The sequence below is a fragment of the Alteriqipengyuania triglochinis genome (assembly GCF_054655655.1).
The window spans coordinates 298,034-323,556 of sequence record NZ_BAAHNC010000001.1; the positions used below are offsets into that span (position 1 = coordinate 298,034).

At 64.6% G+C, this 25,523-nt stretch carries 28 protein-coding genes; 20 read left to right on the forward strand and 8 right to left on the reverse strand.

Annotated elements, in window-relative coordinates:
- Together ACYQ0L_RS01535 and cysK are read left to right on the forward strand one after the other, a co-directional pair.
- Window positions 1-1,320: an MFS transporter gene (locus tag ACYQ0L_RS01535; RefSeq protein WP_459787167.1), complete on the forward strand. Its 1,320-nt coding sequence runs from the start codon at window positions 1-3 to the stop codon at window positions 1,318-1,320.
- Window positions 1,317-2,237 (forward strand): cysteine synthase A, encoded by a 921-nt coding sequence (gene cysK, locus ACYQ0L_RS01540; protein ID WP_459787168.1) that lies wholly within the window; start codon window positions 1,317-1,319, stop codon window positions 2,235-2,237. Before ACYQ0L_RS01535 ends, cysK begins: the two co-directional genes overlap by 4 nt.
- A gap of 109 nt (window positions 2,238-2,346) precedes the next feature.
- On the opposite strand, the gene ACYQ0L_RS01545 is transcribed toward cysK, so the two are convergent.
- The 5 genes from ACYQ0L_RS01545 to ACYQ0L_RS01565 form a co-directional block, all read right to left on the reverse strand.
- Window positions 2,347-3,129, reverse strand: a complete 783-nt coding sequence (locus ACYQ0L_RS01545) for a class I SAM-dependent methyltransferase (RefSeq protein WP_459787169.1) — start codon at window positions 3,127-3,129, stop codon at window positions 2,347-2,349.
- Window positions 3,130-3,305: 176 nt separating this feature from the next.
- Window positions 3,306-5,111 (reverse strand): acyl-CoA dehydrogenase C-terminal domain-containing protein, encoded by a 1,806-nt coding sequence (locus tag ACYQ0L_RS01550; RefSeq protein WP_459787170.1) that lies wholly within the window; start codon window positions 5,109-5,111, stop codon window positions 3,306-3,308.
- Between the two features lie 34 nt (window positions 5,112-5,145).
- Window positions 5,146-5,586: a MerR family transcriptional regulator gene (locus tag ACYQ0L_RS01555; protein WP_459787171.1), complete on the reverse strand. Its 441-nt coding sequence runs from the start codon at window positions 5,584-5,586 to the stop codon at window positions 5,146-5,148.
- Between the two features lie 30 nt (window positions 5,587-5,616).
- A complete protein-coding gene (hisI, locus tag ACYQ0L_RS01560) occupies window positions 5,617-5,997 on the reverse strand; it encodes a phosphoribosyl-AMP cyclohydrolase (RefSeq protein ID WP_459787172.1) in 381 nt (126 codons plus the stop codon).
- A gap of 316 nt (window positions 5,998-6,313) precedes the next feature.
- Window positions 6,314-7,066: a ComF family protein gene (locus tag ACYQ0L_RS01565; RefSeq protein WP_459787173.1), complete on the reverse strand. Its 753-nt coding sequence runs from the start codon at window positions 7,064-7,066 to the stop codon at window positions 6,314-6,316.
- Between the two features lie 110 nt (window positions 7,067-7,176).
- Between ACYQ0L_RS01565 and ACYQ0L_RS01570 the strand changes: the two genes are divergently transcribed.
- Window positions 7,177-7,866, forward strand: a complete 690-nt coding sequence (locus ACYQ0L_RS01570; RefSeq protein ID WP_459787174.1) for a methyltransferase domain-containing protein — start codon at window positions 7,177-7,179, stop codon at window positions 7,864-7,866.
- A 17-nt stretch (window positions 7,867-7,883) separates the two neighbouring features.
- On the opposite strand, the gene ppdK is transcribed toward ACYQ0L_RS01570, so the two are convergent.
- The 3 genes from ppdK to ACYQ0L_RS01585 all read right to left on the reverse strand — a co-directional run bounded on the left by ppdK (window position 7,884) and on the right by ACYQ0L_RS01585 (window position 14,113).
- Complete coding sequence (gene ppdK / locus ACYQ0L_RS01575) at window positions 7,884-10,568, reverse strand: pyruvate, phosphate dikinase (RefSeq protein ID WP_459787175.1); 2,685 nt, start codon at window positions 10,566-10,568, stop codon at window positions 7,884-7,886.
- A 148-nt stretch (window positions 10,569-10,716) separates the two neighbouring features.
- Window positions 10,717-13,131, reverse strand: a complete 2,415-nt coding sequence (gene glyS / locus ACYQ0L_RS01580) for a glycine--tRNA ligase subunit beta (RefSeq protein ID WP_459787176.1) — start codon at window positions 13,129-13,131, stop codon at window positions 10,717-10,719.
- Between the two features lie 115 nt (window positions 13,132-13,246).
- Window positions 13,247-14,113 (reverse strand): glycine--tRNA ligase subunit alpha, encoded by an 867-nt coding sequence (locus ACYQ0L_RS01585; protein WP_459788007.1) that lies wholly within the window; start codon window positions 14,111-14,113, stop codon window positions 13,247-13,249.
- 343 nt (window positions 14,114-14,456) lie between these two features.
- Here ACYQ0L_RS01585 and ACYQ0L_RS01590 point away from each other — a divergent pair, with 343 nt between their 5' ends.
- The 17 genes from ACYQ0L_RS01590 to ACYQ0L_RS01670 all read left to right on the forward strand — a co-directional run bounded on the left by ACYQ0L_RS01590 (window position 14,457) and on the right by ACYQ0L_RS01670 (window position 25,500).
- Window positions 14,457-14,786 carry a UrcA family protein gene (locus tag ACYQ0L_RS01590; protein WP_459787177.1) on the forward strand — a complete coding sequence of 110 codons (330 nt, stop codon included), beginning with the start codon at window positions 14,457-14,459 and terminating at the stop codon, window positions 14,784-14,786.
- Window positions 14,787-14,872: 86 nt separating this feature from the next.
- A complete protein-coding gene (locus ACYQ0L_RS01595; RefSeq protein WP_459787178.1) occupies window positions 14,873-15,001 on the forward strand; it encodes a hypothetical protein in 129 nt (42 codons plus the stop codon).
- Window positions 15,001-15,387 carry a hypothetical protein gene (locus ACYQ0L_RS01600; protein ID WP_459787179.1) on the forward strand — a complete coding sequence of 129 codons (387 nt, stop codon included), beginning with the start codon at window positions 15,001-15,003 and terminating at the stop codon, window positions 15,385-15,387. Before ACYQ0L_RS01595 ends, ACYQ0L_RS01600 begins: the two co-directional genes overlap by 1 nt.
- A 303-nt stretch (window positions 15,388-15,690) precedes the next feature.
- On the forward strand, window positions 15,691-16,161 hold the full coding sequence (locus ACYQ0L_RS01605) for a hypothetical protein (RefSeq protein ID WP_459787180.1): 471 nt from the start codon (window positions 15,691-15,693) through the stop codon (window positions 16,159-16,161).
- On the forward strand, window positions 16,158-16,643 hold the full coding sequence (locus ACYQ0L_RS01610) for a hypothetical protein (RefSeq protein ID WP_459787181.1): 486 nt from the start codon (window positions 16,158-16,160) through the stop codon (window positions 16,641-16,643). The genes ACYQ0L_RS01605 and ACYQ0L_RS01610 overlap by 4 nt, the downstream gene beginning before the upstream one ends.
- Window positions 16,640-16,837, forward strand: a complete 198-nt coding sequence (locus ACYQ0L_RS01615) for a helix-turn-helix transcriptional regulator (RefSeq protein ID WP_459787182.1) — start codon at window positions 16,640-16,642, stop codon at window positions 16,835-16,837. Before ACYQ0L_RS01610 ends, ACYQ0L_RS01615 begins: the two co-directional genes overlap by 4 nt.
- Complete coding sequence (locus ACYQ0L_RS01620; protein WP_459787183.1) at window positions 16,834-17,478, forward strand: hypothetical protein; 645 nt, start codon at window positions 16,834-16,836, stop codon at window positions 17,476-17,478. The genes ACYQ0L_RS01615 and ACYQ0L_RS01620 overlap by 4 nt, the downstream gene beginning before the upstream one ends.
- Window positions 17,475-17,903 (forward strand): hypothetical protein, encoded by a 429-nt coding sequence (locus tag ACYQ0L_RS01625; RefSeq protein WP_459787184.1) that lies wholly within the window; start codon window positions 17,475-17,477, stop codon window positions 17,901-17,903. Before ACYQ0L_RS01620 ends, ACYQ0L_RS01625 begins: the two co-directional genes overlap by 4 nt.
- 62 nt (window positions 17,904-17,965) lie before the next feature.
- Window positions 17,966-18,904, forward strand: a complete 939-nt coding sequence (locus ACYQ0L_RS01630) for a TraB/GumN family protein (RefSeq protein ID WP_459787185.1) — start codon at window positions 17,966-17,968, stop codon at window positions 18,902-18,904.
- A 45-nt stretch (window positions 18,905-18,949) separates the two neighbouring features.
- Window positions 18,950-19,870 carry a TraB/GumN family protein gene (locus ACYQ0L_RS01635; protein WP_459787186.1) on the forward strand — a complete coding sequence of 307 codons (921 nt, stop codon included), beginning with the start codon at window positions 18,950-18,952 and terminating at the stop codon, window positions 19,868-19,870.
- A 114-nt stretch (window positions 19,871-19,984) separates the two neighbouring features.
- Window positions 19,985-20,665 (forward strand): 50S ribosomal protein L25/general stress protein Ctc, encoded by a 681-nt coding sequence (locus tag ACYQ0L_RS01640; RefSeq protein ID WP_459787187.1) that lies wholly within the window; start codon window positions 19,985-19,987, stop codon window positions 20,663-20,665.
- A 152-nt stretch (window positions 20,666-20,817) separates the two neighbouring features.
- Window positions 20,818-21,387: an aminoacyl-tRNA hydrolase gene (pth, locus tag ACYQ0L_RS01645; RefSeq protein WP_459787188.1), complete on the forward strand. Its 570-nt coding sequence runs from the start codon at window positions 20,818-20,820 to the stop codon at window positions 21,385-21,387.
- Complete coding sequence (locus ACYQ0L_RS01650; RefSeq protein WP_459787189.1) at window positions 21,384-22,010, forward strand: CPBP family intramembrane glutamic endopeptidase; 627 nt, start codon at window positions 21,384-21,386, stop codon at window positions 22,008-22,010. The genes pth and ACYQ0L_RS01650 overlap by 4 nt, the downstream gene beginning before the upstream one ends.
- A gap of 3 nt (window positions 22,011-22,013) precedes the next feature.
- Complete coding sequence (locus tag ACYQ0L_RS01655) at window positions 22,014-23,012, forward strand: SDR family oxidoreductase (RefSeq protein WP_459787190.1); 999 nt, start codon at window positions 22,014-22,016, stop codon at window positions 23,010-23,012.
- A 126-nt stretch (window positions 23,013-23,138) separates the two neighbouring features.
- Complete coding sequence (ychF, locus tag ACYQ0L_RS01660; protein ID WP_459787191.1) at window positions 23,139-24,239, forward strand: redox-regulated ATPase YchF; 1,101 nt, start codon at window positions 23,139-23,141, stop codon at window positions 24,237-24,239.
- Window positions 24,240-24,280: 41 nt separating this feature from the next.
- On the forward strand, window positions 24,281-24,646 hold the full coding sequence (locus ACYQ0L_RS01665; protein ID WP_459787192.1) for a hypothetical protein: 366 nt from the start codon (window positions 24,281-24,283) through the stop codon (window positions 24,644-24,646).
- Between the two features lie 53 nt (window positions 24,647-24,699).
- On the forward strand, window positions 24,700-25,500 hold the full coding sequence (locus tag ACYQ0L_RS01670; protein WP_459787193.1) for a DUF1206 domain-containing protein: 801 nt from the start codon (window positions 24,700-24,702) through the stop codon (window positions 25,498-25,500).
- Window positions 25,501-25,523: the final 23 nt, after the last annotated feature.

A 25,523-nucleotide genomic window follows, 5' to 3' on the forward strand; every position in this document is an offset into this window, starting at 1 on the left:
ATGGCGTACCGCGTGAACGACGCCGAAACCGCACCCCAAGCCTCTCCCCTGCGAATCCATAATTTCCGCGCGTATCTGCTCGCGCGGTTCTCGATGATCGTCGGGCAGTACGCCATGATGCTCATCATCGGATGGCAGACCTACACGATCGCGCGCGGCAATGGCCTCAACGCGTTCGAGGCGTCGGGCCAGCTCGCGCTGATCGGGCTGCTGCAGTTCCTGCCGCTGTTCGTGCTCTCGCCCTTCTCCGGCCTCGCGGCGGATCGCTTCAACCGCAAGACCGTGTCGCGCCTGACCATCGGCCTCCAGTTCCTGGGCGCGGCCTACCTCGCGTGGACGACCTATTCCGGGCATATCGACCTGCCATCCCTGTTCTCGGTCGCGGTGCTGCTGGGCGTGGTGCGCGCGTTCAACGGCCCTGCATTGTCCGCCCTCGCCCCCAACCTCGTTCCCAAGGCGATCCTGCCCAACGCCATCGCACTGTCCTCCATCGCGTGGCAGACCGGGATGATCGTCGGCCCGGCGGTCGGCGGCTACGCCTACGACGCACTGCCCGCCCTGCCCTACATGGTCGCATCGGGGCTGTTCCTGGTCTCGATCATCGCGATCAGCACGATCGGCAAGGTGCCGCGCTCGCCGATCAATGGGGCCCAGCATCCGATCGGGCAGATCGTCGATGGCTGGCGCTACGTGATCCATAACAAGATGGTGCTCGGCGCGATCACGCTCGACCTGATGGCGGTGTTCCTCGCCGGCGCGACCGCGCTGTTCCCGCCTTTCGCCCACGACATCCTGAAGGTGGGCGAGACCGGCCTCGCGCAGCTCGCCGCCGCCCCCGCGATCGGCGCGGCGGTGACCGCGCTGTGGTTCAGCTTCCGCCCGCTTAAGACAAATGTCGGGCCCAAGATGCTGTGGGCGGTGGCTGCCTTCGGTGTCGCCACCATCGTCTTCGGCTTCTCGCGCTTCATGCCGCTGAGCCTTGCGATGCTGGTGATCGTGGGCGCGGCGGACATGTTCAGCGTCTATATTCGCCAGTCGCTGATCCAGCTTCACACGCCGGACGAGAAGCGCGGGCGCGTCTCCTCCGCCAGCCTGCTGACGATCAGCGCGTCGAACGAGGGCGGCGATGCCTTCTCCGGCTTCCTCGCCAGCGTCATCGGCCCGGCAGGCGCGGTGATTTTCGGCGGGGTCGGCGCGATCGTGACCGTCGCGATGTGGAGTCGGATATTCCCCGTTCTGCGACACACCCGGACCTTCGACCCGCCTGCATCGTTGGAAGAGGAAACCCCTGAACAGACCTTGCAGGAGAAGATCCCATGAAAGCCGACTCGATCCTCGAAACCATCGGCAACACGCCGCATATCCGCCTCTCGCGCCTGTTCCCCGACCATGAGGTCTGGGTGAAGAGCGAACGCGCGAACCCCGGCGGTTCGATCAAGGACCGCATCGCACTCGCGATGGTCGAGGATGCGGAGAAGGCCGGCAAGCTCAAGCCCGGCGGCACGATTATCGAGCCGACCAGTGGCAACACCGGCATCGGCCTCGCGATGGTCGCCGCGGTCAAGGGCTACAAGCTGGTGCTGGTGATGCCCGAGAGCATGAGCCTCGAACGCCGCCGCCTGATGCTCGCCTATGGCGCCACCTTCGACCTGACGCCCAAGGAAGGCGGCATGAAGGGAGCCATCAGCCGCGCGCAGGAACTGGTCGAGCAGGACTCCAGCGCCTGGATGCCCAGCCAGTTCGATAACGACAGCAACTGGCAGGTCCATGCCCGCACCACCGCCAAGGAAATCCTCGGCGATTTCACCGACCGTCCGATCGATGCGATGATCACCGGCGTGGGAACCGGGGGCCACCTGACCGGCTGCGCCGAAGAACTGAAGCGGCACTGGCCCGAGATGAAGGCATGGGCGGTCGAACCGGCAGGCTCCCCCGTCATCAGCGGCGGCGAGCCCGGTCCGCACCCGATCCAGGGCATCGGCGCGGGGTTCGTGCCTGAGAACCTGCACACGAAATCGATCGACGGCGCGATCCAGGTCGATCCCGAGGATGCCAAGGACATGGCCCGCCGCGCGGCGAGCGAGGAAGGCATGCTGGTCGGCATCTCCAGCGGCGCCACGCTCGCCGCGATCGCGAAGAAGCTGCCCGACCTCGCAGAAGGCTCGCGCGTCCTCGGCTTCAACTACGACACCGGCGAGCGCTATCTGTCGGTGCCGGACTTCCTGCCGGAGGCGTGACCCTTACCCCCTCCCCCGCGCGGGGGAGGGTCGGGGTGGGGGCGTTCGGCACTCACTGCCCGTGCCGTACACCCACCCCCAACCCCTCCCTCAAGGGAGGGGAGTTTTTTCAGACATCCCTCCCGATCACGAGCCGCAACGGCCCGTCGAAAAACGGCTGCCTGCGCAGGGCCCCGTGTTTCTCGTCCCAGCGCCCGCTTTGCAGGTCGGCGGCGAGCGCCGCCTCGAAGCGTTCCACCGCTTCCCGGGGCACGAGGCTCCAGCTTGAACAGGCGAGGCGTGCGTTCTCGTCGAGAAATGCCTCGGGTCGCCCGTAATACGCCTCGTTAAAGCCGTCCCGGCAGTCGAGCGGCACCGGCACATTCTCGACCACCACCTCGCCGCCCAACGCGGCAGCGATGCGCTCCAGCGACGGGAAACGGCTTGCCTCGATCTCCCGAACCTCGGGGATGTACTCGGCCAGCCAGTAATCCATCATCGCCGCAGGATCGCACACCAGCAGGACCACGGGCCCGCGCGTCACCCGCCGCATCTCGGCAAGCCCCGCCTCGAGGCCGGACCACTGGTGGGCCGTCACCGATGCCATCGACGCATCGAAGCTCCGATCCTCGAACGGCAGGTTTTCCGCGACGGCGTCGATCGCCCGTGCGAGGTGCGCAGGCCGCTGCGCCCGCATCGCGGCCGAGGGCTCGACCGCGGTGACCGCGCAGTGCGTGGGCTCGTAGGAACCCGTACCGGCGCCGACGTTCAGCACGGTCTTCGCATCGCCGAGCGCGCGATGGATCTGCGCCGCGATCACCGGATCGGGCTGGCGGTAGCGGCTGTAGGTCCCGCCGATCTCGCCGTAGTCGACATCTCCCGCGCTGCCATCGCTTCCTCGTACTCGGCTCACGCCCGTGCCCTCTCTGTAGTCCCGGCTGCGATTTTCCTACTCGCCCCGCCGCTGCTAGCTTCGCATCGGCTCTTTCAACCCTGAATCAAACGAATAACGCGGGATGCCCTTTGTTGAGGGCACCCCGCGTGTGTACTTCATCAACTAAGTCCCAGCGTGACGCTGCGACTCGGGCGTCAGGCGGCCGTGGCGAAGGCCTCTTCGCCCAGCGCCATCATCGACTCGCTGCCGCTTTCGATCTTGCGGCGCAGCGCGCCGGCATCGGGCACGAAGCGGTCGGCGAAGTAGCGCGCTGTGGCGACCTTGCCTTCGTAGTATGCCTTGTCGGTATCGCCCTCGGCCAGCGCAGCCTTGGCGACGCGGGCCATCTTCACCCACATCAGCATGAGGCAGGTGATGCCCATGATGTGCATGTAGTGGTGGGCGCCTGCGCCCAGGTGGTTGGGGTTGGCCATCGCGTTCTGCATGAACCACATGGTGGCGGCCTTCTGTTCGCCAACCGCCTTCTCGAGCCCTTCGGCGAGCTCGGACATGCCCTCTTCGTCCTTGGCTGCGGCGACTTCATCGTCGACCAGCTTGAAGAACGCCTGCACCGCGCGGCCGCCATGCTGGGCGAGCTTACGCCCGCACAGGTCCATCGCCTGCACGCCATTGGTGCCTTCGTAGATCATCGCGATGCGCGCATCGCGGACGAACTGCTCCATGCCCCACTCGGCGATGTAGCCGTGGCCGCCGTAGACCTGCTGCATGTTGTTGGCGACGTCGTAGCCCTTGTCGGTACCGTAGCCCTTGATGACCGGGGTCATCAGCCCGACGAGGTCATCCGCGAGCTGCTTCTCGTCCTCGTCCTGCAGAGCGTGGCTGAGATCCTGCTGCAGCGCGGTCCACAATGCGAAAGCGCGCATGCCTTCGTTGAAGGCCTTGGCGTCCATCAGCATGCGGCGCACGTCGGGGTGGACGAAGATCGGATCGGCCTTCTCGTCCGGCTCGGCCGGACCGGTCAGCGCGCGGCCCTGACGGCGGTCGAGCGCGTAGGTCACGGCGTTCTGGTAGGACACTTCGGCCTGGCTGAGGCCCTGGATGCCAACGCCGAGGCGCGCCGCGTTCATCATGATGAACATCGCGGCGAGACCCTTGTTCTCCTCGCCGACCATCCAGCCCTTCGCTTCGTCATAGTTCATGACGCAGGTCGAGTTGCCGTGGATGCCCATCTTGTGCTCGATCGAGCCGCACATTACGCCGTTGCGATCGCCGATCGAGCCGTCGTCGTTGACGAGGAACTTGGGCACCACGAACAGCGAGATACCCTTGGAGGAATCGGGCGCGCCCGGCGTCTTCGCCAGCACCAGGTGGATGATGTTTTCCGCCATGTCGTGCTCACCGGCGGAGATGAAGATCTTGGTGCCGGTGATCGAATAGCTGCCATCGTCCTGCGGCTCCGCCTTGGTACGGATGAGGCCCAGATCGGTGCCGCAATGCGGCTCGGTCAGGTTCATGGTGCCGGTCCATTCGCAGGACACCATCTTGGGCAGGTACTTTTCCTTCTGCTCCTGGCTGCCCTTGGCGATCAACGCCGAAATGGCGCCGTTCGTCAGGCCCGGGTACATGCCGAAGGACTGGTTGGCGGAAGAGATCATCTCTTCCATCGCGAAGGCGACACAATGCGGAAGGCCCTGCCCGCCGAATTCCTCGGGCATGGAAAGCGTGCCCCAACCCGCCTCGCGGAACTGGTCGAATGCCTCCTTGAAGCCGGTCGGCGTGGTCACCGAGCCGTCATCGTGCCGCGTGCAGCCTTCCTGATCGCCGATCTGGTTGAGCGGCTGAAGGACTTCGGCGGTGAACTTGCCCGCCTCGTCGATGATCGAGGTCACCATGTCGGTGCTCGCGTTCTCGAAGCCGGGCAGGTTGGCGTAGCTTTCAAGCTTCAGCATCTCATTGATGATGAAGCGAAAGTCGCGGGTGGGGGCGGTATAGCTGGGCATCAGGATGTCCTTTGCGGATGGGGGATTTTGGTGGTTAGTCCTGTTCGATCTCTTCGATATGATCGATGAAATCGGTCAATTCGGTGATCGAGGAATCGATATCGTCGCGCTGCTGCTTGAGCTTGGCGACATGCGCACGGCACCGCTCCAGCGTGACACGGCGCTGTTCGACGCGGCCATCGCCAAGATCGTAGAGATCGATCATCTCCTTGATCTCGGCCAGGCTGAAGCCGACGTTCTTGGCGCGCATGATCCAGGCGAGGCGCGCGCGGTCGCGCTTGGAGTAAATCCGCGACAGCCCGTTACGGGTCGGCGCGATCAGACCTTCGTCCTCGTAGAAGCGCAATGCGCGTGCAGTGCAGTCGAATTCCGCCGTAAGATCGGAAATCGAGTAGGATTCGCGCTCCTGCGCATCGGGCCGGTCGAGATGGGCACCTGCGCCGCGGTAGGAGCTTTTGACGGTGGCTTGGCTCATACCCTCTATTTAGTGCCCTTTACGTAAAGGTCAATCTGAAACCGGTTTGAGTCGCCCATTCGTGTCCAGCTTGCGGTAGAAACAGGTCCGCGCGCCGGTGTGGCAGGCCGGACCGGCCGGCTCGGCCACGATCACGAGCGCATCCTGATCGCAGTCGACCCTGATCTCCTGCACACGCAGAACGTTGCCGCTCGTCTCGCCCTTGCACCAAAGAGTCCCGCGCGACCGCGAGTGGAAATGCGCCAACCCCGTCTCGCGGGTCGCGTCGAGCGCCTCCTGATCGAGGTGGGCAACCATCAGCACCTCCCGGGTCGCCGCATCCAAGACCACACCGGTGAGCAGCCCGTCGGCCCCGAACTTCGGCATGAAGCTATCGCCGGTTTCTCGCGCGTCGGCATCGCTCTGGCCCATGGTTTGCAATCCTTTCGTAACTCGTGCGGTCCGTGGCCATGTTGTTGCCAAAGCACAACACCAAGACGTGATTCCTTTCAATTTCACAACGAGAGCGTTGCAAGCAGCCACCGGTTTGGAAAGACTGCGTTCTGTGGCCGGAGACGGTCACCCTTCAGGCCGAGGCGCCGCGCAGACGCGCCGGGTTCAGGGGGAACATCGCCGGATGGGGGTTTTTCCGGCGATGTCACGACGAGGGTTTTGGGTTGCGGTTCGGCTTTTCGGGGGAACGGCCGGGCAACCCATGAAAAATTCGTCACGCGGCGCCCGGGATCGATCAGGTCCCGGGCGTTTCGCTTTTTGGGTCGGCGACACGCGCGAAGCACGCGATACGCACGCTTCGGGCCCCTGCATCGAGCAGCGCCGCGGTGCAGGCAGAACTCGTCGCCCCGCTTGTCAGCACATCGTCGACCAGAATCATGTCACTACCCCGGATTCGGGGCGCGGCCTTGCTGCTGACGGCAATCGCATCGCGCAGCATGCGCGCCCTCGCCACCCGGCCCAGCCCGCCGAGCTTCGGAGTCGCGCGCGTTCGCCGCAGCCCGTCGACCAGCACCACGTGCCCCGTCTGGTGCGCGATCGCCTGGGCGAGCAGCGCCGCCTGATTGAAGCCGCGTCCCCAGAGACGCCGGGGATGCAGCGGCACCGGTACGAGCAGGGCGTGCGCTGGCGCATCCGACAGCTTGCTCGCGATCAGCCTGCCCATCAGCTTTGCGAGCCCGATCCGCTTGCCGTGCTTGTAGCGCAGGACGAGCTGGCGCGCCGCCTCGTTGTAGAGCGCGGCTGCCGCGATCCCCGCGTGGCGTGGAGGATGGGCGCTGCAGGAACCGCACACACTCTCGACCGCTGCCGAGGGTAACGGTATCTGGCATCGCGCACAGCCAGGCTCTCCCGGCAGGCCCAGCTGGGCCCAGCAATCGGCGCACAGCCCCGGCCCGGCGGCCACCCCCTCCCCGCACAACGGACAACGCGGCGGGTAGACGAAATCGACCAGCGGGCCGAGCGCTCGCGCGGTTGTGCCGATCATCATCCGCCTCCCGCTTGCAACTCGCCGCCCGGCCCGCCACCTGTCGCGAGATGAGCGCCTCCCCCATTCCGCAGATCTTTTCGCAAACCCGCCGTGCGACACGCTGGCAGCGGATGCGTGCGCTCCAGCAGCACGACGATGCGCCGCGCTTCATTCAGGAGGCGATGGTCGAGGAGATCGTTGACCGGCTCGCCTTCATGCGGTTCGAGCCGCAGACCGCATTGATTCTCGGCGACGCCCATCGTGCGCTCGACACACATCTGCCTGATAGCACCATCACGCACGCCGCGCCGGACACGATCGACGAGGAAGCGCCCGTTCCCGACGGCTCCTACGACCTTATTGCCAGCCTCGGCCTGCTCGACACGATCAACGACCTGCCCGGTGCGCTGGTCCACATGCGCCGCGCGTTGACGCCCAACGGCATCGCCATCGCGATCCTCCATGCGGCGGGCAGCCTCGATCCGCTGCGCCGCGCGATGCTTGCCGCCGAGCCCGACCGCCCTGCCCCCCGCATGCATCCGATGGTCGATGCCCGCGGGGCGAGCGCTGTGCTGAGCCGGGCGGGCTTTGTGCGCCATGTGGTCGACACGCCGCTGCCCATCACCGCGCGCTACGGCTCGCTCGACCGTCTGGTGGCGGACCTGAGGGCGCAGGGCATGGGCAACGTGCTGCGTCAGTCCGGCCCGCCGCTGGGGCGCGGCGCACTCGAACGGGCCCGCGCCGCCTTCCTCGACCACGCCGACCCGGACGGCAAGGTGCCGGTCACCTTCGAAATGGTCGCGCTGACCGGTTGGGCGTAACCGACCGCGCGCCATCGTCAGTCCTTGCGGAGCGCCGAAGCCTTCAGCGCAGCCTGGGCCGCCGCGAGCCGCGCGATCGGGACGCGGAAGGGAGAGGCGCTGACATAGTCGAGCCCCACCTTCTCGCAGAACCCGATGCTGGCGGGATCGCCGCCGTGTTCACCGCAAATGCCGAGCTTGATGTCGCGCCGCGTTGCGCGCCCGCGCTCGGCGGCGATCTCGACCAGTTGGCCCACGCCATCAATATCGAGGCTGACGAACGGGTCGCGGGCGAAGATGCCGCGGTCGACATAGGTGTTGAGGAACCGCCCCGCATCGTCGCGGCTGAGGCCCAGGGTCGTCTGCGTGAGGTCGTTGGTGCCGAAGCTGAAGAAGCGCGCTTCCTCGGCAATCTCGCCCGCCATCAGCGCGGCGCGCGGCAGTTCGATCATCGTGCCGACCAGATATTCGACCCGCGTGCCCTTCTCCGCAAACACGTCTTCCGCCACGCGGTTCACCAGCGCGCGCAAGATTTCCAGCTCGCGCTTGGTGGCGACCAGCGGGATCATCACTTCGGGCAGCGGCGCCTCACCGCTCTTTTCCTTCACCGCGCACACCGCTTCGAAGATGGCGCGCGCCTGCATCTCGTAGATTTCGGGGAAGGTGATGCCGAGGCGGCAGCCGCGATGGCCCAGCATCGGGTTGAACTCGTGCAGCTCCGCCACCCGGCGCTTCAGGCGCTCCTCATCCATCCCCGTCGCTTCGGCCAGTTCGGCGAAATCGCCGTCGTCGGACGGCAGGAATTCATGCAGCGGCGGATCGAGCAGGCGGATCGTGCACGGCAGCCCTGCCATCACTTCGAAGATCGCCTCGAAATCGCTGCGCTGTTCGGGCAGCAGCTTGGCGAGCGCCGCGCGGCGGGCATCCTCGCGTTCGGCCAGGATCATTTCGCGCACCGCCATGATCCGGTCGGCGTCGAAGAACATATGCTCGGTCCGGCACAGGCCGATGCCTTCCGCACCGAAGCTGCGCGCTGTCTTGCAGTCCTCGGGCGTTTCGGCGTTGGTGCGCACGCCCATCCGGCGCGCTTCGTCGGCCCATTCCATGACCTTGGCGAAATCGCCCGCCAGCTCGGGCTCGATCGTGTCGACCTGGCCGCGCATCACCTGACCGTTCCCGCCGTCGAGCGTGATGATATCGCCTTCGGACAACTCGGCCTGGCCGATCCGCACGGTCCGCGCCTTGCGGTCGATCGAGACGCCGCTGGCGCCCGAGACGCAGGGACGGCCCATGCCGCGAGCGACCACGGCCGCGTGGCTCGTCATCCCGCCGCGTGCGGTCAGGATGCCCTTGGCGGCGTGCATCCCGTGGATGTCTTCGGGACTGGTCTCGACCCGCACGAGGATCACCGCATCGCCGCGATTGGACCACAGCTCTGCCGTGTCCGCATCGAGCGCGATCTTTCCGCTCGCCGCGCCGGGCGAAGCAGGCAGGCCGGTCGCCAGAATATCGCGCGGAGCTTCGGGGTCGAGCGTGGGGTGGAGCAGCTGATCCAATGCCATCGGATCAATCCGCAGCACCGCCGTCTTGCGGTCGATCAGCCCCTCGCCTTCCATCTCCACCGCCATCTTCAGCGCAGCCTTGGCGGTGCGCTTGCCATTGCGGGTCTGGAGGAGGAACAGCTGGCCCTGCTGCACCGTGAACTCGATATCCTGCATGTCCTTGTAGTGCTTTTCGAGCAGGTCGAACACGTGGGCGAGCTCTGCGTAGGCATCGGGCATCGCCTCTTCCATGCTCTGCTTGTCGGCCCCGGCTTCCTCGCGCCGCGCCTTGGTGAGGTATTGCGGCGTGCGGATGCCCGCGACCACATCCTCACCCTGCGCGTTCACCAGCCATTCGCCGTAATAGTACTTCTCGCCGGTCGAGGGATCGCGGGTGAAGGCGACGCCGGTCGCGCTGTCGTCACCCATATTGCCGAACACCATCGCCTGCACGTTCACGGCCGTGCCGAGATCGTGCGGAATGTCGTTCAACCGGCGGTAGATCTTCGCCCGCTCGCTGTCCCAGCTTTCGAACACCGCGCGGATCGCGCCCCACAGCTGCGTATCGACATCCTGCGGGAACGGCTTGTCCTGCTCGCGCTCGACGATCTTGAGGTATTCGCCGACCAGCGTTTCCCAGTGTTCGGCCTGCATCTCGGTATCCGAGAAGAAGCCGTGATCCTCGCGCATGATCTCCAGCGCTTCCTCGAACAGGCCGTGATCGATGCCGAGCACGACATCCGAGTACATCTGGATGAACCGGCGGTAGCTGTCCCACGCAAAGCGCGCGTCGCCGCTCGTCTGGGCGAGGCCCTTCACCGTCTCGTCGTTGAGGCCGAGGTTGAGGACCGTGTCCATCATCCCGGGCATCGAGATCGCCGCGCCCGAGCGCACCGAGACGAGCAGCGGATCGGCCGCATCGCCCAGCGTCTTGCCCACGGTCGCTTCGACATGGGCGACGCCCCTGGCCACCGCATCCTGCAGCCCGTTCGAGAAGTCCCCGCCAAGGTCCAGATAACGCAGGCATTCCTCGGTCGTAATCGTGAAACCGGGGGGAACCGGCAGACCGATGCTGGCCATTTCGGCAAGGTTCGCGCCCTTGCCGCCGGTGATGGTCTTGTCCTTCTGGCGCGAGTCCGAATGGTCTGCGTTGCCGCCGAAGTGGTAGACTGTCTGGGTCATGGCGATGCGATGTTCCTTGTCGATCACTGCTGCTTACACTTTTGCTGACGGGAGGGTGACACGTGTCACCCATGTGTCACCCTGAGCAAAGCCTTGTATTACAACACCAATCTGCCCTCAGGGTGACAGATGGCGCTTTTCGGTACGCTTACCCCTCGATCTTCGAGAAATCGGCCACCTTGTGCACTGCGTCGCGGAAACGCGCGAGCAAGGCAAGACGGGCCGATCGCTTGGCGGCGTCTTCGTCATTCACGGTCACACTGTCAAAGAACGCATCGATCGGCGCACGCAAGCTGGCGAGCGCGGCCATCGCGCCTTCGAAGTCCTCGGCCTCGATAGCGGTGGCAGCTTTCGGCTCGGCTGAATCGAGCGCGTCGATCAGGTCCTTTTCGGCAGGTTCGGGCGTGTAGGACAGCGATTTCGCACCCTTGCGCCGCTCTTCCAGCTGCGCAGCGACGATGTCCTTCATGTCCGGATCGTCGACCAGCACCAGCGGGTCTTCCTCGCCCGTATGCGGGGCTTCGTCCTCGCCCTGCCAGCCTTCCTTCTTGAGGATGTTCGCCGCGCGCTTATAGCCCGCGAGCAGGTTGGTCCCGTCCTCGGTTTCCATGAATGCCTGGAGCGCGTGGACGCGGGCGAGCAGGCGAACGAGATCGTCTTCCCCGCCGAGTGCGAACACCGCGTCGATCAGGTCGTGACGGACTCCGGCTTCGCGCTGCTGGACCTTGAGGCGGTCGGCGAAGAAGTCGAGGAGGTCCATGAAGCTTGTTCTGACCAAGTCGTATTTGCGCTTGCTCGCGTACTCCAGTCGCCCCTTGAGGTCGCCCCAACTTTCGGTTTCGAGAATATGGTTCACGTCAAAGACGTTCATATCTCCGATGAAGCGGATGGTTAAATCATTGTACTGCCGCTTTACCTTAGTGTCGGGATCATAAGTTTTAGGGATATCGAGTGCAGCGGAAAGCCAACGCCATGCGGCTTCCGTTAGATTGAGCCGATATCCGGAGGCGGTTAGAATTGAATTCACTGCAAGCGCTGCTCGACGAAGCGCAAAAGGATCCTTCGATCCGGTAGGGCGCTCTTCAGCAAAATAGAATGCGAACAGCGTATCCAGCTTGTCCGCCAGACTCACCGCCACAGTCACCGGAGCAGTCGGCACATCGTCGCCCTGCCCGACCGGCTTGTAGTGATCGCGGATCGCGTCGGCGACGGCATCGGGCATGCCCTCGGCGCGGGCGTAGTAGCCCCCCATCAAGCCTTGCAGCTCGGGGAATTCGCCGACCATCTCGGTGACGAGATCGGCCTTGCACAGCTTGGCAGCATCTTCTGCCATCTGCGCCAATTCCTCTTTCGTCACCCCCGCGGAGGCGGGGGTCCCGCTTCCTTCCGCGCCCGCATCCGAAGAAGCGGGACCCCGGATCAGGTCCGGGGTGACGATCCCCTCTTCCACCAGCCAGCGGGCGAGCTTCGCCACACGCTCGACCTTGTCAGCGACGGTGCCGAGCTTCTCGTGGAAGGTGATGCGCCTCAGCCCCTCGGCGTGCTGTGCCAGCGTCTTCTTGCGGTCCACATCCCAGAAGAAACGCGCGTCGGAAAGCCGCGCGGCGAGCACCTTGCGGTTGCCGTCGACGATTCTCTCGCCGCCGTCTTCCGCCTCGATATTGGCGGTGCAGATGAATGCGTTGGCGAGCTGGCCTGTGCTGTCCTCGCACACGAAATACTTCTGGTTGACCCGCGCGGTGAGCTGGATCGTCTCGGGCGGAACTTCGAGGAAATCCTCCTCGAACCGGCCCAGCAGCGGGATCGGCCATTCGGTCAGCCCGGCATTTTCGACCACCAGCCCTTCGTCCTCGACAAGGCTAAGCCCCGCTTCGGACGCGACCTTCGCCGCGCCTTCGCGGATCAGCGCGGCGCGTTCCTCGTGGTCGACGATCACGTGGGCAGCGCGCAGCTTCACCGCATAGTCGTCCGCATCGCCGATGGTGATGTCGCCCGAGTGGTGGAAGCGGTGCCCCAGCGTGACCGCGCCCGACGTGACACCATGCACTTCGCATTCGACCACGTCGTCACCCAGCAGTGCGACGATGCCCGACAGCGGGCGGACCCAGCGCATGCTCTCGGTGGAGATCGACGCCGCGCCCCAGCGCATCGACTTGGGCCATGCGAAGTCGCGGATGATCGTGGGGATTGCTTCGGCCAGCACATCGCGCACCGCCCTGCCCGGCGTGTCGATCACCGCGAAATAGGTCTCGCGGCCTTTCACGTTGCGCACCTCCAGCTGGTCGCGCGTGACGCCGTTCTTCCGGCAGAACCCGTCCACCGCCTGATCGGGAGCGCCCACCGGCGGCCCCTTGGCCTCTTCGCTGACGGCCTGCGTCTCGGTCGGCAGCCCGCGCGCGATCAGGGCGAGGCGGCGCGGTGTGGACCACACGGTAACCTCGCCCATCGCGACGGCCGCCGCTTCCATTTCGCGGCGGAACAGCTTTTCGAGCTCGGCGCGCGCACCCGCCTGCATCCGCGCGGGGATTTCTTCGGAGCGCAGTTCGAGGAGGAAATCGGTCATCGGCCCGCCTCCGTCGCCCCTGCGAAGGCAGGGGCCCAACCGGGCGCAGTGGCACGGGCTTCAAACGTCATCTGGACCCCCGCCTGCGCGGGGGTGACGGTGTTGGGAATGGAAATCACAGCGACCACTCCGGATATTTCTCGGCCCACTCGGGCGCTTTCAGCTCGGCGTATTTCTCGCAGGAGCCGCGTGCCAGATCGCGCACGCGGCCCATGTAGCTCGCGCGTTCCTGCACGGAGATCACGCCGCGCGCCTGCAGCAGGTTGAAGATGTGGCTCGCCTCCACCGCCTGCTCGTAGGCGGCGATGGGGACGTTGGCGTCGAGCGCGTTGCGGCATTCTGCTTCGGCCTTGGCGAAGAGGTCGAACAGCGCGTCGGTCTCGGCGACCTCGAAGTTCCACTTCGACATCTGTTTCTCGTTTTCGAGAAACACGTCGCCATAGGTCGTCCCGCGGCCGTTGAAGTTCAGGTCGTACACATTGTCGACGCCCTGGATGTACATCGCAAGCCGCTCGAGCCCGTAGGTCAGCTCGCCCGCAACCGGTTTGCAGTCGAAGCCGCCCATCTGCTGGAAATAGGTGAACTGGGTGACTTCCATACCGTCGCACCAGACCTCCCAGCCCAGGCCCCAGGCGCCGAGCGTGGGCGATTCCCAGTCATCCTCGACGAAGCGGATATCGTGCCCCAGCGGATCGATCCCGATCACCCGCAGCGATTCCAGATAGAGGTTCTGGATGTCGGGCGGGCTCGGCTTCAGAATCACTTGGTACTGGTAATAGTGCTGCAGCCGGTTCGGGTTCTCGCCATAGCGGCCATCCGTAGGCCGGCGGCACGGCTGCACGAAGGCGGCGTTCCACGGCTCGGGCCCTAGCGCGCGCAGGGTGGTTGCGGTGTGGAAGGTGCCTGCCCCCATCCGCATGTCGTAGGGTTGCAGGATCACGCATCCATTGGCGCTCCAGAAATCGTGGAGCGCGAGGATCATGTCCTGAAAGCTGGTGGTCGGATCGCGGGTCGTCATCGTGCCAGTGGCCATGGCGAAGGCCGTGCGAAGCGTCAACGGGCGCGCGTGCGGGGAGCGGCTTGAATGGCGGGATTTGGTGCAGGACATAGTCGCCGAGCGTAAAATGGACGCAGAGGCCATAAATTTAAAAACTAGTATTTCAATTGCTTAGGCGAAATTCCGAGTCAGTTTTGTCGCGCCGGCACGACCTTTTGTCAGGATGTGTTGACATGGACAGCGAATCGCGACATAAAGTCAGCACAACCTGACATAACGGAAGGTTGGCCCGACCACTGGACCCAATATCCAAGATGGAGTGATACCAATGAAGATCCGTTTCGCAGTTCTCGCCACCGCCCTCACCGCTCTCGCCATTTCCGGCGCGACCCCTGCCGCAGCTGCCGGTCGTTCAATCTCGGTCGCCACGAGCGATCTCGACCTGTCCGCCAGTGCCGATCGCGCCACGCTGAATCGCCGGATCGAAACCGCCGCCCGCATGGCATGCGACAGCGGCGCCCGCGATGCGGCCTCGCTGCGGGCGGAGCGTGAATGCCGCACAACGGCGGTCGCCGAGGCTTCGACCAAAGCGAAAATCGCCATCGCCAGCGCACGTGAAACCCGTCTCGCGACGATCGCTCTCGACCCCGAGGCGTAAGGAGCGAGGATGTGGTGGTCGGGCGTCCCTGCCCCAACAGGGTTCGTCCGACCGTCCCTCGACCATACTTGCCGGAGAAAAAGATCATGCAAATCGAGATCGATCTTAAGAACTCGCCCCTGGGCAAAGCCGCACTAGTCCTCGCGACGATTTTCCTCGCCGGCTACGGCGCGGGCAATATCGCCGCCAAGCTGGTGCTCGCGGCCCCCTTCTGATGGCTGACAAGAGCACCCTCGTCCGGCGGCACACGGTCGCCTGCTGGCTGGCGCTACTGGGTTTTGCGGCCTGGTCGACAACGGATCTCCTGGGTGCGCCGGATGCCTTCGCTTTCGTGGGGCTCGTCGTCCTGCTGCCGGCGATCATCGTGATGTTCGCGACCCGAAAGGCGGACGAATATGTCGCCTCGCTCTGGGCCGCCGGCGCGAATACTGCCTTCCTCGTCGGCGTTGCCTACCTCGTCTTCGCACCTTTCACCGTGGGTTTCTATGGCGGCCTGACCGGCAACGAAGAGGCGGCAACCTTCCCTGCAGAATATGCGAGTGCCGTCGTGCTTGGCGCGTTCTTTCTCGGCTATTTCATCAAGCGTTTCCGCGGTTTCTGATGCGGGCCGCCCATCGCATTCCCATTCATTCCGTCCTCTCTTGAGAAAGCAACATATGATGACCCGTTTCGCCCCAGCCGTTTCGTCCAACCGCAAATCGCGCGCGGTGTATATCGCGCTCATGTCGGCGTGGATCGTCCTGATGCTGCTCAACCACACCTACTGAGGTGCAATCGTGAAGAACGGCCTCTTGGTTTCGCGCGGTTCCGGAAGACAGAGACCGGATCGAGGCAGCCGCGCGCTTCGATCCGCCGCGACTGGCCGACCGGTGTGCGCCCCCGCTTCGCAAACGGATGATTGCTGATGCCCTACGATCCCAACGCCCTCACTGCCGAAGGTCGCAGCTTCCAGTTCAAGATCATGTGGCTGGGGCTCGTCACGACGATCGCCTGCCTGGTCCAGTATTTCCTGGCTCCCGATCTTCTGTGGCTGAACATCGGATACGGGATCATGATGGGCGCGCTTGGCAACGCCGTGTTCTCCTACAGGTCAGACGACTATTTTCGCGCGCAGTGCCATGTGGGGATGAGTTGGAGCACCGCTGTGCTTGCGATCTATCTGTTCGTCCTCACCATATTGCGGGTTTCGGACATCGCATTCGTGTCGGGCTATCGCGCCGTTGCCGATGGCGAGGTGGAGCGCATCCCTATGACCGCTGCCGGTTACACCAATGATGCCAGCCTGCTGGCCATGCTGCTCGCCCTCGCCTTCTATTGCGGCTTCGCATTCGCGATGCTGCGTGACCGGTTCCTGATGGGAGGCGATGAGGAATGATCGAGAAGCCACAGAAAACTCATGAATTTCGCTATCGGCTCTATTTCTGGCTGATGGATGCGTGCCTGGTCGGCGTTGCGATCGGGTCGATCGATGCGATCCTGGATAGCGGTTTCGGTGTCCACGAGTTCGGTCTGACCGCCGCACAGAGCTTGCCCATCGTGATTCTCGTCAATCTTTTCAGCTTTATCGTTCCCGTCTTCCTGATGGTCGCAAAATTCATGCGGGACGAATACGCAGACCAGCTTTGGCGCCGTTCCGTAGTCGTGCTTGCCTATGTGGCTGCGACCGTTCCGCTGACAATCCTGCTCATCGAGAATATTGCATTTTTTGCGCTTGGCCAGCCTGAAAAGGCGCCTGGCTGGCTGAGATGGTGGGTCGATGAGCTTCCATTGAGGCTCGCGGTCCTGCAAATCTGGCAAAGCTACGTTCTGATCTTCGTCGCGATATTCCAGTTCCTTCGCTGGAGGGACTCGCGTTGAGGAATCGCCTCAAAGTCCTGCGCGCTGAACGCGACTGGAGTCAGGCCGAACTGGCCGGACGGCTCGACGTGTCGCGCCAGGCGGTCAATGCGATCGAGACGGGCAAGCACGACCCCTCGCTGGGGCTCGCGTTCAAGATTTCACGCCTGTTCGATATGCCGATCGAGGACGTTTTTCAGGATGATGACTCATGAGCATGGATACCGACAAATTTCGCGAAGATGAGTTCTCGCCCAAACGCTATTGGTTCCATCTCGCCCTGTGGTCGCTCGCCCTGATTATTCCCCTTACCGCCATCGTGGTGGTGGTGGTCGCGATCAGGAGCTATCTCGATGAAGGAGCGGTTGGCGACCTCTGGACCGCTCTGATCGCAGGTGTAATCTTCGCGGTTGTGGCCTATCCTCTGTGGAAGACGGCGCCCGACTTCACGATGGGCGAACCGCATACGCCCCGCGGCAACCGGGTGCGCTGGCAAATTGCAGCCATCGTGATTGTCGGGATCGCCGCCTCGGTCCCGATCACGACCACGGACCCCGGCGGCGACGCGCTCTGGAGCAATTCGCCTTTGCCCCCAGTGCGCGCGCTGATTGCCTGCATACTGTGGGGTATAGCGATGCCCGTGCTGATCCTGTTCGGTCGTCGCAATGCGGACGAGCACGCCCGTGCTTCCCATGACTTCGCGATGATGGTCGGCGGGCAGGTCTTTACACTCGTCACCCCGATCTGGTGGATTGGCTGGCGCGGCGGTTTCCTGCCCGAACCCGATGCCATGCAGCTGTTCGTCGCCTTCCTCGCCATCGTCTTGATCGCCAATATGTGGAAGCTGTATAAATGACCGCCGACGAGAACACTACAGGATCCGGCGAGGAGCGGCTGAAGGTTCGCCGCCACCGCTTCATTCGGTACTTTGTCATCGCAATCGCGCTCAGTGCGCTTGCCGGGTTGCTGAGTGGCGCGCTCTCGAAGTTTTACGAGGCGGGCGACGTGCCGCTGTGGGTTCCCGTTCTCGCCTGCCTGACAGTCGTGGTGGGCCTCGTCTGGGCCACCTGGGACTACTTCAGGCGGATCGACGAGCTCGATCTGATGGATAACCTGTGGGCCCATACCATCGGGCTTTATGGTGGGATCATCGCGTTCGGCGTCTGGTTCTTCCTTGCCGATCTGGGCGTGGCGGAAACGCCGAACGCGCTCGCCATCGTCGCCGTCGCATTGATCGTCACTTTTGCAGCCTACGGGTTGCGCAAGCTGGGCCTGCGCTGATGCAGGTCTCCTCCCTCACCGATACGAACCTGCATCCTGAAAACAGCAGCAAAGGACACGTTATGACCAGCATGATGAAAAAGCTCGCCGCCGGCTGCGCCGCCATCGCCCTCTCCTTCGGAACCGCGGCCTGCGCGCAGGAGGCGAACACCTCCGATGTAGCATCTGCCTCGACCGCGATCGCCGACAGCGGATCGGGTGCCCCCGCCCTATGGCGCGTCGCCGACGAGGACACGACGATCTACATCTTCGGTACGGTCCATGCCCTGCCCGACGATGTCGAATGGTATTCCGGCCCGGTGAAGACCGCGCTGGATGAAAGCGACACGCTGGTGACCGAGGTCGATATGACCCCCGGTGCGCAAGCCGAAATCGGCGCGCTGGTCGGGCAGATCGCTGTCCTTCCCGAAGACACCACCCTGCGCAGCCTGCTGACCGACGAGCAGCGCCTGGTCTACGAAGCGACGCTGACCGACATGGGCCTGCCGGTGGCCGCTCTCGACCGCCTGGAGCCGTGGATGGCCGCGCTGTCGATCTCGCAGATCGCCCTGCAGCAGGCGGGCATTACCGGCGAGAACGGAACCGAAAAGGTGCTGGAAGGGATCGTGGGCGAGGCCAAGGGCCGCGACGCACTCGAAACGGCGGCCTTCCAGCTCGCCATTTTCGACGAGCTGCCGCAGGAAGCGCAGATCGACTACCTCATGGAAATGATCGCCGAAATCGATCAGATGGTGCCGATGCTTCAGGAGATCATCGGCGAATGGTCCGAAGGCGACGTCGCGCAGCTGGGCGCGCTGATGAACGAGGCGCTCGAGGCCGATCCGGTGCTCGCCGAGCGGTTGCTCTATGCGCGCAACGCCAACTGGGCGGTGTGGATCGACGACCGGCTCGATGCACCCGGCACGATCTTCATGGCCGTGGGCGCGGGCCACATGGCCGGCAACCAGAAACTGCAGGACAAGCTGGCCGCACGCGGCATCGAAATGGTCCGCGTACAGTAGCAGCCAGGGCCGGCACGGGTCTCACTTCAGCAAGGGAAAACGCCTATGTTTCGCGCAGCCATTCTCGCGCTCGTCGCCTGTCTGACCGCTGCCTGCGGGCAGCCGGATCAGCAGCGGCAGGGCGAAGGTGACGCCGCCAATCCCTTGCTGTGGGAGATTGCCCGCGCCGATGGCGATGGCGAAGATGAAGGTGAAGGTGAAGGCACCGTCGAGGGCTGGTTGCTGGGTACGATCCATGCCCTGCCCGACGGTGCCGACTGGCGCGGCCCGGCGATCGACCGGGCCGTGGCCGAGGCCGATGTGCTGGCGGTGGAAATCGCGGATGTGGCGGACCCAAAGGCCATGTCGAGTGTGTTCATGGCACTCGCCTTTTCGGCAGGCCAGCCACCGCTAACCGCGCGCGTTCCCGCCGACCAGCGCGAACAGCTTGCCGGGCTGGTCGATGAAACGAGCTACCGGCTGGAGGATTTCGGGCATATCGAAAGCTGGGGCGCGGCGCTGATCCTGTCGCAGGCAGTGCGTAACAACAATGCCAGGACGAGCAACGGGATCGACCGTGCCCTGATCCGCGATTTCGGGCGGCGGCAGGTGGTCGAGCTGGAAGGCGCGCGTGCCCAGTTCGAGGCGTTCGACGGTCTTTCCGAACCCGCGCAGCGCGCGATGCTGACCGCCATCGTCGAGGAATCGGAGGCCGATGAGGCCGCCACGATGCGCCCGATCAAGCTGTATCTTGCAGGCGATGCCGACGGGCTCGACCAGTTGAGCCGCGAAGGCATGCTCGGCACGGCGGAAATCCGCGAGGCGCTGCTCACGCGCCGCAATGCTGAATGGGTGCCCAGGATCGAGACATTGCTGGCCGCAGACGCGCGGCCGCTGGTTGCGGTGGGCGCAGCGCACATGGTTGGCGACGACGGACTTGTCGCGCTGCTCAGGGCGAAGGGCTACCGGGTGACCCGGCTGCGCTGATCGCGCTTGCTTTCCCGCCGCTTTGCCCGTAACAGCGCGCGCTTCGGCGCCATGTGCATCCCTGGAGGCGTGGCGGACCGAAGCAGATATCAGCATTTCGAAAGGTAGTATACGATGAGCGACGCTCTGACCCTGCCGGCCGAGACGCGCGACCGGGCTGGCAAGGGAGCCTCCCGGGCACTGCGTCGCGAAGGCCGTGTCCCCGCCGTAATCTATGGCGGCAAGGAAGAACCCATGCCGATCCACGTCGAAGAACGCGAACTCGTTCGCCAGCTCGACCTGGGCCACTTCATGAACTCGATCATCGAGATCGAAATCGGCGGCAAGAAGGTGCGCACCCTGCCTAAGGACGTTGCGCTCCACCCCGTCTCCGACCGGCCCGAGCATGTCGACTTCCTGCGCCTCTCCAAGGGTGCAAAGGTGGATGTGAGCGTCCCCGTCGTGTTCGCCGACGAAGAAGAATCGCCCGGCCTCAAGAAGGGCGGCGTTCTCAACGTGGTCCGTCACGAGCTGGAACTGGTCTGCGAAGCGGACAAGATCCCCGGCGAGATCACGATCAGCGTCAAGGGCAAGGAAGTCGGCGACTCGATCCACATCAGCGAAGTCGATCTGCCTGCAGGCAGCACTTCGGCGATTACCGATCGCGACTTCACGATCGCCACGCTGGTTGCTCCGTCCGCCCTCAAGAAGGCCGAAGGCGCCGAGGGTGAAGACGAAGTCACCGAAACCGAGGTGATCGAGCAGCACGCCGAGACCGTGATGGGCGAAGACGACCAGGTCGTCGACGGCGAATAAGCCGAATTTCACGAACAGCGCGAGCGCCGGGCATCCTGCAAGGGGATGTCCGGCGTTTTGCTTTTAAAGCGACCTGTCCTTTTGACCGGGAGCGCAAAAATCCGCTGGCGGCAGGGTGACGCCGCCCCGTTGCCGCTCTAAAGCCCCACCCCATGCAAATCTGGACCGGCCTCGGCAATCCCGGACCGCGCTACGCGCTCCACCGGCACAATATCGGCTTCATGGCGTGCGACGTCATGGCCGAAACGCATGACTTCGGCCCCGTCCAGAAGAAGTTCCAGGGCTGGATCCAGGAAGGCCGCATCGGCAACGAGAAGGTCCTGCTGCTGAAGCCCGCCACCTTCATGAACGAAAGCGGGCGCTCGGTCGCCGAGGCGATGCGCTTCTACAAGCTGGAGCCCGATGCGCTGACCGTGTTCCACGACGAGCTCGACCTCGCGCCGTTCAAAGTGAAGGTGCGCACGGGCGGCGGGCTGGCCGGCCACAATGGGCTGCGCTCCATCAACCAGCACCTCGGCCCCGATTTCCGCCGCGTGCGCATCGGCATCGGCCATCCCGGCCACAAGGACCGGGTGACCGGCCACGTGCTGGGCAATTACGCCAAGGCCGAGATGGACGATCTGGCTGACATGCTGGGCGCGATGGCAAGCGAGGCGCAATGGCTGGCCGAGGGCGACGACGCACGCTTCATGAACGACGTCGCGCTCAGGATGCAGGATTGAAGCGGACCATGCCGGGCCGCGGTACCGTGCTTGTCCTGCTGACCGCGCAAACGCTGTTCTTCGCCGTGATCGGCCTGGCACTCTGGGTGTTGTCGGGCCGCCCCGCCCGTTCCTTCGTCACCTTCGGGTCGGACGAGTTCGTTGCCGGAGGGCTGCTTGCCGCAGTCCTGATCGTGCTGGCGGCGGCGACCTTCTACGGCCTGCCGAAGCTCGCCGAATACCTCGTGCGGGCACAGGCGGATAACTTCGCCTTCCTCGAAAAGCCGCTGCCCTTCCCCGCCGTCATCTGGGTCTCGCTGGGTGCAGGAATCGGCGAGGAAGCGCTGTTTCGCGGCGGCGTGCAGACGCTCGCGGGCGATTACATCGCCGCACCGCTCGCCATTGCCTTCGCCGCGGTGCTCTTCGCAGTCGTCCACTTTGCCAGGCCAGTGGTCGCAGCGATCATCTTCGCGATCGGGATCCTCTTTGGGTGCGTATTCTGGATGACCGGCTCGCTGCTGACGGTGATGCTGGCCCATGCGCTCTACGATGTGTTCGCCTTGTGGTACGTCCAAAAGGAGATGCACCGGCTCCGCGTGTTTGCGGGTAAGGAGGTATCGAGCGACGAGCCGATCACGGAGTAGACCATGCCCCAGCTATCCCGCCGTAGCCTGTTGGCCGGAGCCGCCGCGACCGGCGTGCTGACTGCCACGGCCGCCCGCGCTCAGCGCGACCTTGCAGCCACCACGCCTAATCTTTTCGGCAAGAGCGTGCTCATCACCGGGTGCTCCTCGGGCTTCGGACGCCTCGGCGCGGAGCATTACGCGCGTCTCGGCGCGAAGGTTTTCGCAACCATGCGCGGCCTCCCTCGGCCCGAGGGCGAGGAACTGCGGGCGCTGGCCGCCGATGAGGATCTCGACATCACCGTCCTCGAGATCGACGTCCTGTCCGATGCGCAGGTGGCGGCAGGCGTCGCCGAGGCGGAGCGGCTCAACGGCGGCGGGATCGACGTGCTGGTCAACAATGCCGGGATCGGCATTTCCGGCCCCATCGAAGTGCAGGACATGGAGGCCACCGACCTGATCTTCGGCACCAACGTGCTCGGCGCGCACCGCATGGCGCGGGCGGTTCTGCCGGGGATGCGCAGGAAGGGCGGCGGGCTGATCGTGCCGATCTCCAGCCAGCTGGGCCGTGTGATCCTCCCCTATTCGGGCCACTACTCGCCCACCAAGTTCGCACTGGAAGCGATGAGCGAGGTGATGGCCTACGAGCTGGTGCCGCATAATATCGAGGTCTCGATCATCGAGCCCGGCGGCTATCCCACGCAGGTCTGGGTCAATCGCAATATCTACACTGCCGCGCTGAAGGAGCGGGCGCAGGATATCCACACCGACGGCTACCCTCAGGTGGTCGCCAGCATGGGGACCGAAGACGGATCGGGCCGCAGCGCGGACCCGATGGATGTGCCCCGCGCGATCGCGCAGATCATCGCCATGCCGATGGGCACCCGCCCGCTTCGCACCGAAGTGCATCCGGGCACGAAACCGCAGATGAAGATCAACGACGTCACCGCGCAAACGCAGGTCGGGTGGCTCGGCGAATCCGGCTACGGTCCGCTCATCAAGGCGGTGCACAACGTCGAGTGATCCGTCGACCGCTTCGCTAGACAACGGCACGGGGGCTAGGCACGGGCGGGTGCGGGCGTTACTTGCGGGCGAGCTTCATCACACCATGGCGGGCCCGATGCCCGCCTGTCCGGACCAAGGATCATCATGGGTTTCAAATGCGGTATCGTGGGCCTGCCCAATGTCGGCAAGTCGACGCTGTTCAATGCTCTGACCGAGACGCAGGCCGCGCAGGCTGCGAACTATCCCTTCTGCACGATCGAGCCCAACGTGGGCCAGGTCGCGGTGCCCGACGATCGGCTCGACAAGATTGCGGCCATCGGGGGCAGCGCGAAGATCATCCACACCCAGCTGGCGTTCGTCGACATTGCGGGCCTCGTGAAGGGTGCCAGCAAGGGCGAGGGCCTCGGCAACCAGTTCCTCGCGAACATCCGCGAGGTCGATGCGATCGTCCACGTGCTGCGCTGCTTCGAGGATGACGACATCCAGCATGTGAACAACAAGGTCGACCCCATCGCCGATGCCGAAGTGGTCGAGACCGAGCTGATGCTCGCCGATCTCGAAAGCGTCGAGAAGCGGGTCGAAAATGCCAAGCGGCGCGCGACCAGCGGCGACAAGGAGGCCAAGGCGCTTGCCAGCGTGCTCGGGCAGGCGCTCGACCTGCTCAAGGACGGCAAGCCTGCCCGTCTGGTCGAGCCGGGTGACGACGAGGAAGCGCGCCTGTTCGAACAGGCCCAGCTGCTGACCGCCAAGCCGGTGCTCTACGTGTGCAACGTGGCCGAGGAAGACGCGGCCGAAGGCAATGCGCTGTCCAAGCTGGTCGCCGAGAAGGCCGAAGCCGAAGGAGCCCAGTCGGTGGTCGTCTCCGCTGCGATCGAGGCTGAGCTGGTCGAGATGGAGGCCGCGGACCGCAGCGAATACCTGAACGAACTGGGCCTCGAAGAAAGCGGCCTCGCGAAGATCATCCGCGCCGGGTACAAGCTTCTCGGCCTGCAGACCTTCTTCACTGTCGGCCCCAAGGAAGCCCGTGCGTGGACCTTCCCCGCCGGGGCCAAGGCACCGCAGGCGGCGGGCGAGATCCACACCGATTTCGAACGCGGCTTCATCCGTGCCGAAACCATCGCCTACGAGGATTACATCGCGCTAGGCGGTGAAGCCGGTGCCAAGGAAGCGGGCAAGCTGCGGCAGGAGGGCAAGGAATACCTCGTGCAGGACGGCGACATCATGATGTTCAAGTTCAACGTGTGACGCGCAGGCCCACCGCATCGGCGTTTGCCCTTGGAGTGCTGATGCTCGGCTTCGCGTGGGGCACCTTCACCCACGCGCTCGACTTCGTCACCTACGGCTGGATGCCCTACCGCATGGCGGCCCCGGCGATGAACGCCTTCTGGAATGCGCTGGTATTCCTCGATGCGATCGTGCTGGCCCTGCTGGTTTCGCCGTGGCGGCGCATCGCGCTGTGCGCGGCGGCCTTGCTCATGATCGGCGATGTCGGCGTGAACAGCTACGCCGCCTTCGTGCTCGGCCTGGAGGGGGTCGACGTGGGGGTGGCGGTTCAGGCCGCGTTCCTCGGCTTTATCATCGGCGCGCTGCCATTCCTGTGGCCGCGCGCCGAACGCGACGACCGGGCCGGCCCGCCTTTCTCGGCACCATAGTGCCTGATCGCCGTTGGATCGAAAACAACGGCAGAAACAGGGGCTCACACAACATGGTCGATAAATCCGAGAAGTTCAGCTGGCTCGTACGCGTGGGCTATTTCAGCCGCGCGATCCTTTATACCGTGGTCGGGTTGATCGCGCTGACCAGTGCGGGCCGCATCGCCGAAGGTACGGCAGGTATCTTCAAGGCGATCGAGGATTTCCCGGCCGGGGCTGCAATCCTGTGGATCATGGTGCTGGGCCTGTTCGGCTATGCCCTGTTCCGCTTCTGCTCGCCACTGTTCGATATCGAGAACGAAGGCGCGGACGCCAAGGGCTGGGGCAAGCGGATCGGCCATGCGGGTAGCGCGATCGGTCACCTTGCGCTTGCGTGGTCGGCCTTCAAGTTCGCGACCGACAGCAATTCCGGCGGCGGCGGCGCACAGGAAGCGGCAGCCGGTGTGCTGGGCGTCCAGTTCGGCGGCATCCTGCTCGGCCTGCTGGGCCTGACCTTCTTCATCGCGGCCTTCAGCCAGGGCAAGAAGGGCATCACCGGCAGCTTCATGAACCGGATCAGCCCGCAGGCACCCGACTTTACGCGGTGGATCGGCGGCGCGGGCTATCTCGCGCGTGCAATCGTGTTCGTCGTCATCGGATGGTCGCTGGTGAGCGCCGGCTTCATGTCCGGGGGCAGCGATCAGGTGAAGACCATCGGCGATGCGCTGGCGAGCCTTGCCGATGATGGCATCTGGTTCACCATCACCGCCGTAGGCCTGCTGCTGTTCGGCCTCTTCAGCTTCATCCTTGCCCGCTACCGGATCATTCCGGACCTGGGTTCGGACGGCAAGGTGCCGGAATTCCGCGCCGGGTAACAACGCCCTGGACTTGTAACACG

Bases quoted from the DNA above. Each gene is read 5' to 3' on its own strand.
- ACYQ0L_RS01535 (WP_459787167.1), top strand. From the start codon at position 1: ATGGCGTACCGCGTGAACGACGCCGAAACCGCACCCCAAGCCTCTCCC.
- cysK (WP_459787168.1), top strand. From the start codon at position 1,317: ATGAAAGCCGACTCGATCCTCGAAACCATCGGCAACACGCCGCATATC.
- ACYQ0L_RS01550 (WP_459787170.1), bottom strand. From the start codon at position 5,111: ATGCCCAGCTATACCGCCCCCACCCGCGACTTTCGCTTCATCATCAAT.
- ACYQ0L_RS01555 (WP_459787171.1), bottom strand. From the start codon at position 5,586: ATGAGCCAAGCCACCGTCAAAAGCTCCTACCGCGGCGCAGGTGCCCAT.
- hisI (WP_459787172.1), bottom strand. From the start codon at position 5,997: ATGGGCCAGAGCGATGCCGACGCGCGAGAAACCGGCGATAGCTTCATG.
- ACYQ0L_RS01565 (WP_459787173.1), bottom strand. From the start codon at position 7,066: ATGATGATCGGCACAACCGCGCGAGCGCTCGGCCCGCTGGTCGATTTC.
- ACYQ0L_RS01570 (WP_459787174.1), top strand. From the start codon at position 7,177: ATGCGTGCGCTCCAGCAGCACGACGATGCGCCGCGCTTCATTCAGGAG.
- ppdK (WP_459787175.1), bottom strand. From the start codon at position 10,568: ATGACCCAGACAGTCTACCACTTCGGCGGCAACGCAGACCATTCGGAC.
- glyS (WP_459787176.1), bottom strand. From the start codon at position 13,131: ATGACCGATTTCCTCCTCGAACTGCGCTCCGAAGAAATCCCCGCGCGG.
- ACYQ0L_RS01585 (WP_459788007.1), bottom strand. From the start codon at position 14,113: ATGATCCTCGCGCTCCACGATTTCTGGAGCGCCAATGGATGCGTGATC.
- ACYQ0L_RS01590 (WP_459787177.1), top strand. From the start codon at position 14,457: ATGAAGATCCGTTTCGCAGTTCTCGCCACCGCCCTCACCGCTCTCGCC.
- ACYQ0L_RS01595 (WP_459787178.1), top strand. From the start codon at position 14,873: ATGCAAATCGAGATCGATCTTAAGAACTCGCCCCTGGGCAAAGCCGCA.
- ACYQ0L_RS01600 (WP_459787179.1), top strand. From the start codon at position 15,001: ATGGCTGACAAGAGCACCCTCGTCCGGCGGCACACGGTCGCCTGCTGG.
- ACYQ0L_RS01605 (WP_459787180.1), top strand. From the start codon at position 15,691: ATGCCCTACGATCCCAACGCCCTCACTGCCGAAGGTCGCAGCTTCCAG.
- ACYQ0L_RS01610 (WP_459787181.1), top strand. From the start codon at position 16,158: ATGATCGAGAAGCCACAGAAAACTCATGAATTTCGCTATCGGCTCTAT.
- ACYQ0L_RS01620 (WP_459787183.1), top strand. From the start codon at position 16,834: ATGAGCATGGATACCGACAAATTTCGCGAAGATGAGTTCTCGCCCAAA.
- ACYQ0L_RS01625 (WP_459787184.1), top strand. From the start codon at position 17,475: ATGACCGCCGACGAGAACACTACAGGATCCGGCGAGGAGCGGCTGAAG.
- ACYQ0L_RS01630 (WP_459787185.1), top strand. From the start codon at position 17,966: ATGACCAGCATGATGAAAAAGCTCGCCGCCGGCTGCGCCGCCATCGCC.
- ACYQ0L_RS01635 (WP_459787186.1), top strand. From the start codon at position 18,950: ATGTTTCGCGCAGCCATTCTCGCGCTCGTCGCCTGTCTGACCGCTGCC.
- ACYQ0L_RS01640 (WP_459787187.1), top strand. From the start codon at position 19,985: ATGAGCGACGCTCTGACCCTGCCGGCCGAGACGCGCGACCGGGCTGGC.
- pth (WP_459787188.1), top strand. From the start codon at position 20,818: ATGCAAATCTGGACCGGCCTCGGCAATCCCGGACCGCGCTACGCGCTC.
- ACYQ0L_RS01655 (WP_459787190.1), top strand. From the start codon at position 22,014: ATGCCCCAGCTATCCCGCCGTAGCCTGTTGGCCGGAGCCGCCGCGACC.
- ychF (WP_459787191.1), top strand. From the start codon at position 23,139: ATGGGTTTCAAATGCGGTATCGTGGGCCTGCCCAATGTCGGCAAGTCG.
- ACYQ0L_RS01665 (WP_459787192.1), top strand. From the start codon at position 24,281: ATGCTCGGCTTCGCGTGGGGCACCTTCACCCACGCGCTCGACTTCGTC.
- ACYQ0L_RS01670 (WP_459787193.1), top strand. From the start codon at position 24,700: ATGGTCGATAAATCCGAGAAGTTCAGCTGGCTCGTACGCGTGGGCTAT.